Below are 7,496 nucleotides of genomic sequence, written 5' to 3' on the forward strand. Positions count from 1 at the left end.
GACCGAGCCGACGGCGCCGACGATGTCGCCGGTGGTCAGGTCGCCGAGCGAGCCGAGGGTGTTCGTGAGGTCGCCGGTCGTATTGGTGATGTCGCCGACGGAGCCCACCGTCTGGGTGAGGTCCCCGGCGACACCGGTCGCGTTGCTCATCAGGTCGCCGCCGGTGATGTCGCCGACGGAGCCCACCGTCTGGGTGAGGTCTCCGGCCACGCCGGTCAGATCACCGGAGTTGCCCGCGAGATCGCCTGCTACGCCGGTGATGTCGCCGACGGAGGCGACGGTGCCGAGGAGATCGCCGCCGACGGCGGTGACGTCGCCGATCGTGCCGGTGACGTCGCTGATCGAGGCGACGGTCTGGGTGAGGTCGCCCGCCACGCCGGTGAGGTCGCCCGAGGAGGCGATGCCGGTCAGATCCCCCGCGACTCCGGTCACGTCGCCCACCGAGCCGAGGGAGTTGGTGAGATCGCCTGTCGCGCCGGTGATGTCGCCGACGGAAGCGAGGGTCTGGGTGACGTCGCCGACCGAGCCGATGGAGTTGGTCGCGTCGCCCGCGATGCCGGTGACATCGGAGATCACGCCGATGTCGGTGACGTCGCCCGCGATGCCGGTCAGGTCGCCGATGCCCTGGCCTACCGCCGTGACGTCGCCGACGACCCCGGACACATCGCCGATACCGGTCAGGTCGCCGACGACACCGTTCACCTCGGCCACGCTGTTGGTGAGATCGCCTGCCACGCCGGTGATGTCGCCGACGGAGTTAGTCAGGTCGCCCGCCACGCCGGTCACGTCGCCGGTCGCTCCGCTCACGTCACCGATCGAGCCGACGACGTCGCCCGCGACGCCGGCGATGGTTCCCGAGTTGCCGGTCACGTCGCCGGCGATGCCACTCACATCACCGACCGCGCCGATCAGGTTCCCGGCCACACCCGTCACGTCGCCCGCGACACCACTCACATCACCGACCGTGCCCGCGACACCGCTGACGGGGCCGATCATGGTGCCGGCGATACCGGTGACGTCGCCGACCGAACCCACGATGTTTCCGGCTACCCCGGTCACGTCGCCTGCCACTCCGCTCACGTCACTGATCGAGCCGACGACATCGCCCGCGACGCCGGTGAAATCCCCGACCGAGCCGATGTCGCCCGCGACAGCCGTCAGGTCGCCGACCGAGCCGATATCGCCGAGGTCGCCGACGATCCCGGAGACACTGGTGACGGGGCCCGTCACGTCGCCGAGGGAGGCGAGGTCGCCCGCTACGCCCGTCAGGTCACCGACGGACTGCGTCAGGTCGCCCGCTACTCCCGTCACCTGGCCGACGGAACCCGCGACGCCGGTGATGTCGCCGACCGAGCCGACGACATCGCCCGCGGTGGTGGTCAGATCGCCGGCCACGCCCGTCACATCGCCTACGGAACCGATGTCACCGATCGAGCCGATACCGGTCACCACGTCGGTGACGTCCCCGACCGAGGCGATGTCGTCGAGCACGTCGCCGACGGTGCCCACATTCGTCACGTCACCCACCGAGCCGACGACCTCGGTCACCTCACCCACGGAACCGACGTCGCCGACGACGGATCCGAGCACCGTGTTCACGTCACCCACCGAACCGATCCCGGCGACCACATCGGAGACGTCGCCCGTCACGGCGGTCACGTCGCCTGCGTCGTTCAGGACGCCGCCGATCACGTTCGTCACGTCGACCGCGTCGTTCAGGACGCCGACGGCGTTCGTCACGTCGCCCACGTCGTTCAGGACGCCGACGGCGTTCGTCACGTCGCCCACCGAACCCACCGTGCCGAGCACGTCGCCGACCGAGGAACCGTTGAGGACGTCGCCCACCGAGCCGACGTCGCCGAGAACCTGCGTCACGTCGCCCACCGAGCCCACGTCGCCGAGAACCTGCGTCACGTCGCCGACCGAGCCGACGCCGTTGAGGGCGTCGACGAAGTTGCCGAAGGCGATCTGCTCGAGGACGTTGCCGACGTTGTCGAAGCTGCCGATGTCGCCGATCGGGCCGATGTTGTTGAGCACGCCGGTGACGCCGCCCAGGGAGCCCGCGACGACCGAGACCGGGGCGTTGAGGCCGCCGAGGAAGCCGTCGCCGATCTGGACGGCGTTGGTGAAGGCGTCGGACATGTCGTTGGCGATCTGGGCGGCCTGGTTCAGCAGGTCGACGTCGCCGAGGTTCGCGCCGCTGACGAGGTTGGTGACGTCGCCGAGGGTGTTGTTGCCGCCGATCACGTCGCCGAGGTGGACGACGTCGCCGAGGCCGGTGATGTCGCCGAGCTGCTGGGTGACGTCGCCGAGGTCGCCGACCGAGTTGGTGAGGTTGCCGATGTCACCGAACTGCTGGGTCAGGTTGCCGATGCCGCTGAGCGGGTTGCCGATGTTGCCGACGTTGCCGATGTTGTTGAGGGTGTCGCCGCCGATGTTGCCGATGTTGGCGACGTCGCCCAGGTTGCCGATCTGGCCGCCGTTGAGGATGTTGCTGACGGGGTTGCCGGTGAGGATGTCGGGGCTGAAGAACTCGTTGTCACCGTTGCCGATGTTGGTGACGGGGTTGTTGCTGTTGGTGGTGGTCGTGTTGCCACCGGAGCCGCCGGGTCCACCGGGGCCTCCGGGCCCCCCGGGGCCGCCGTGACCTCCGCCCGGCCCGCCGCCGGGTCCGCCGGGGCCGCCGGGTCCACCGGGTCCACCCGGGCCGCCACCGGGTCCGCCGGGTCCGCCGGGTCCACCCGGACCGCCGGGTCGCGGAATGTAGGGCCCGTAGCCACCGGGCCCGTAACCACCGGGCCCGTAGCCGCCGCCGGGGCCGTGCCCGCCGGGGCCGTAGCCGGCGGGACCGTACCCGGATCCCCCACGCCCGCCGCCGAGGAAGTTGCGCGCGTAGCTCCCGTACCCGGCGCCCGCCCCGGGACCGGTGTGGCCGGCGCAGCCCACGATGCCGGGCAGTTGCTGACTCCCGCAGCCGCACATCGCCTTGGATACCAGCGGCGCGCACCCGGCGATGTACTGCGGGGTGACGCAGAGCTGGGCCTGCTCGATCGCCCGGCAGGGGTCGGCGATGTAGGTGGCCGCGGCGTCGCGGTCGCGCAGCAGGTTGAGGATGAACTGCAGGATGGCGTTCTCGGTCATGGCAGTCATCGAGACTCACTCCTTCGGATCTGTGGCCGAGCGGCTCGGTCCGTGGCGCGGCCAGCGAGTCCGGGTCGTCGAAAGAATGATTTCCACGCTATGGCCGCGGGGGGTCCCCGGAAACGGGGCGAAACCCCATAGCTGAGCTGGGGGGACCATTAGGGGGCGGATCGGCGTTAGGGGAATTCCCCCTCGTTTCCCCCACGCGAGGTAACAGCGGACGCCGAGCAAACGACAGTGGAGATGGATCTTTTTCGGCTGTCTCCCCGGTCACACCTCGGCAAAGGGTTCTCGTCATGAACGAACGTCTGACGCTCGGCATCACTGTCGGCACAGTGCACTCGGTCGCGGTCGCGACCGAGGGCGACAGCGCGCCGGTCGCCGTCGTGGAACGGCGCAGCGCCGTTCAGCTCTCCCCGGATGCCGCGCCCGCGCTGGCGCTGTCGGCGCAGCGGCCGGGTCGGCACGCGCGCGCGGTGGTTCTGGAGGACTTCCTGTCGCGGGTCGGCGACCCGGTGGGGATCATCGCCGAGGACGGCAGCACCCATTCGGCGGCCGATCTGGTGGCCACGACCACTTCGCTGCTGATCGACGAAATCCATGCCCTGACAGGTGATTACCTCGACGAAGCAACCATTGTCGCGTGCCATCCGGCGTGGTGGCCGGAGGCGACGGTGCAGGAGCAGCGCGACGCCTTCGACCGGGCGGGGATCGGTGCGGTGACGCTGGTGCCCGAGCCGCTGGCGGTGGTCCGCCGTTACGAGATCGAGCGCGGGCTGCTCGATCAGGGCGCGCTGGTCGTGTACGACCTGGGCGCGGGTGGGCTCACGGTGTCGGTGGTCCGGACGGGCGACCAGGCCGGTCTGCTGGGCAGTCCCGCGTACAGCCCGCAGGTGTCGGGCGCGGAATTCGACCTGCTGACGATGCGCTATGTCCTGGCAAATGCGGTCGGTGACGCCGAATTCGATCCCTTCGACCCGGAGGTCGAGCGGGAATTGGCGGAACTGCGGGACCGCTGCAGAAAAGCGAAAGAAGACCTTTCCATAAATACCGCCACCGGCGTTTCGGTGGGCGCGCTCGGCGCGGGATCGGGAATCGACCAGGTCCGCATCGTCCGCGGCGAGCTCGAGGACCTGCTGCGCGGTGACATCGCCGACTCCCTCGACCTCGTCCGCGCCGCCGTGCACGGCGCGGGCATGGAGTTCGGCGACATCGCGGCGGTGTTGCTGACCGGTGGCGGGGGCGCCATCCCGCTCGTCGCGGAGATGGTCTCGGCCGAATTCGGCGTGCCGGTGGTCGCCTGTGACAACCCGCGGACCGCGAGCGCGGCGGGCGCGGCCGAGCTGGCCGCCGACCTGCAGGCCGCGCAGGCCCCCGACAACCCGTCCTTCCTCCCGGGCGAGCCGGGCGTCGCCGCCGCCCCGCCCGCCGCCGCACCCGCCGCCGCGACCCCGACCCGCGAGCTGCCCGCGCTCCCGGCCGCCGCGCCGCAGGCGAAACGGCTGCTGACCGCCAAACGCGCGGTGCTGCTCGCCGCGGCGGTCGTCGCGCTCGGCGGCCTCGCGACCGGCACGCTGGCGGTGAGTACCGGCACCCCGACCCCCAGTACACCGACCCCGTCCTCGGTCGCGCCCGGCGCCGCGAAGACCGGCGCCGAGGTTCCGGGGGCCGGGACCATCGCGGGCCAGCCGGTCCTCGACGCCACGGGCAACCCCGTCCCCGGCACGCAGGCGCCCGGCTCGGCCGCCGCGGGCGCGCCGGGCACCGCCACCGCGCCCGGGACGCAGGCACCGGGCACCCAGGCCCCCGGCACGCAGGGCGCGCCGGCCAACCCGCAGACCGCTGGCGCGCCGGCCGGGCAGAGCGCCCCGGCCGGAGGCCAGCAGGCGCCCGCACCGCAGCAGGCGCCCGCGCCGCAGGAACAGGCGCCGGTCCAGCAGGCGCCCGCCCCCCAGTCGCCCGCCCCGCAGTCCCCGGCCCCCGGTTCCGGCCCGGTGACCCAGACCGTCCCGGTTCCCCAGGTGCCGCGGCCGACCGTCCCCGGCCAGGACGTCGTCCCCAACGTCGTCGGCGGCGCCACCGACACGCTCGGCGGCGTGGTGGACGGTGTCACCGGACTCGTGCCGGGAGCAGGCAATTGAATGACATCGCGCTCGACACCATGCCCCACGCCCGCGACATCCTGCGGGCCGTCGACACCGCCGACGCGCAACCGCTGATCCTGCTCATCCAGGGACGTTCCGGCACCGGCAAGTCCACCCTGCTCAACGTCGTCCGCCAGCGGATGCGCGGCCGCTCCGGCCCCGACCAGCCGCTCATCGCCGACGACGTGCACGCGCTGCCCGCCGACCGGATCGAGTCGCTGTGCCGGACGATCGAGTCCGGGGACCGGTCGGTCGTCCTCGCCGCCCAGCCGCGCCCGCACGACTCGGGCCTGCGCTCGCTGGCCGAGGTGATGTCCCGGTGCGGGCGCACGGTCGATCTGCGCACGCTGAGCAGCTCCGACATCGGCCCGTTCGCGCGCGAGCTCGGCATGATGGTGCCGCCGCAGATCGCCCAGTACATCCACCAGGGCACGGCCGGTATCCACGGCGGCGTGGTCGCGGCGCTGTCGGCGACCCGGACCAGCAGGCTCGAGTCCTGCGGGCCGGTCGTCGACGACGCGCTGGGGGCGTGGAGCCGTTCGCTGCTGGTGAGCGCCGACGCCGACCTGCTCGACACCCTTGTCGTCGCGGCGACGGGCACCGGGCTCGACGCGGGCGAACTCACCGAGGTCCTCGGCGTCGACCTGGACACCGCGCACCGGCTGATCGACCGGGCCCGCGCCTGCGCGCTGGTCACCGACGCCGACCTGCTGCTGCGGGCGGCGGTCGGCCCGTTGCGGACCCTGCTCGGCGATCGCCGGTTCGTCGCCGTGCAGCGCAGGCTGCTGAGCACCCGCCTCGAAGCCGGGCTGCTGCGCGATCACACCGGCCTCGCGCTGGCCGAGTCCGGCGTCCGCGACGACCGGCTCGCCGACTTCCTGTGCCGCGCGGCCGAGAACAACCACGCCGAGGCGGCCCGCTACTACGCGGCGGCGGTGTCCTCGGGCGCGGACCCGGCCCCGATCGCGGTGCGCTGGGCCGACGCCGCGGCCCGCGCGGGTGACGACGACACCGCGCTGCGCCTGGCCGAACCCGTGCTCGAACGCGGCGACGTCGGCGAGACCGAGCTGGCGACCGCGGTCCGTGTGTGCGCGGGCGTGCTGACCCGCCGCGGCCTGGTCGCCCGTGCCGCGGCGCTCTACACCTGGCTCGGCGCGCGCCGCGTCGGCGCGGACTGGGCCGTGGCCACCACGGTGCTGGCGCTGGCGGGCGACGGCGCGGGCGCCGACGAGATGGCCGCGGGCGCGGAGAACTGGCCGCCCACCCCGGGCCAGGCGGGCGCCCGGCTGGTCGCGGGCGCGCTGCTGGAATCGCTCGACCCGCACGGCGCGGGCACGACGGGCGCGATCGCCCGGCTGGTCCAGGCCGCCCACGCCGATCACGCCAACGCCGCCGGGCTGCCCTGCAACGCGGTCACCGTGGCCGCGCTGCTGAGCCTGAGCGCGGGCGAGCCCCGCCGCGCGGGCGACGCGGTGCGGGCGGCGGCGGGCGCGGGCAGCGAGCTGCCGGTGCTGTCGGCGTGGACGGCGTTCCGCACCGGCGACGAGCCGCTGGCCGCCGACATCCTCGCCGGGCTCGATCTCGACGCGCTCGCCCCGCGCGACCGGCTGCTCGCCCACGGCCTCGCGGTCGGCCTCGCCCGCCGCGGCGGCGACGCCCATCAGCTCGGTCAGGCGTGGAATGCCGCGCACCCCCTGTTCGACAAGGTCGACGCCGACCTGCTGAGCCTGCTGCCGGTCGGCGAGCTGTGGCTGGCCGGGATCCAGCTGCGGGACGAGGCCAGGATCCAGCCGCTGGTCACGGCGACCCTGGCGCTGCTGCGCAGGCTGGGCCGCGCCCCGGCCTGGGCGAACGTCTTCCACTGGTACGGGGTGCAGGCCGCCATCATCAAGCAGTCGCCGCAGGACCTGCTCCCGCACGCGCACGCGCTCAAGAACGCCGCCGCCGACGGCGACCCGCACGCCGCCGCCCTGGCCGACGCGGGCCGCACCTGGGTGCTCGTGCTGCGCCGCGAGGCCGACGCCGGCCAGGTCCACGCCGCCGTCACCGCGCTCGCGGCGGCCGGGCTGACCTGGGACGCGGCCCGCCTGGCCGGTGACGCCGCCCTCACCACCGCCGACGCCACCACCGCCACCGCGCTGCTGCGCCTGGCCCGCTCGGTGCGCGGACACGTCCGCACCGAACCGGCCCCGGCCGCCGCCGCGCCCGCCG

2 protein-coding genes and 1 pseudogene are annotated in these 7,496 nt (G+C 73.6%); 2 read left to right on the forward strand and 1 reads right to left on the reverse strand.

Going from position 1 to position 7,496, the window contains the following annotated elements; genetic code table 11:
• Positions 1 to 3,150, reverse strand: a pseudogene (locus tag ON36_RS32985) (hypothetical protein); the annotation flags it as partial.
• Between the two features lie 287 nt (positions 3,151 to 3,437).
• Here ON36_RS32985 and ON36_RS26920 point away from each other — a divergent pair.
• Positions 3,438 to 5,282: an Hsp70 family protein gene (locus tag ON36_RS26920; protein WP_043659227.1), complete on the forward strand. Its 1,845-nt coding sequence runs from the start codon at positions 3,438 to 3,440 to the stop codon at positions 5,280 to 5,282.
• On the forward strand, positions 5,279 to 7,496 hold a 2,218-nt coding region (locus ON36_RS26925; protein WP_052314382.1), incomplete at its 3' end, for a hypothetical protein. The genes ON36_RS26920 and ON36_RS26925, both read left to right, overlap by 4 nt.

It is taken from the genome of Nocardia thailandica NBRC 100428, from assembly GCF_000308795.1.
Lineage (GTDB): Bacteria > Actinomycetota > Actinomycetes > Mycobacteriales > Mycobacteriaceae > Nocardia > Nocardia thailandica.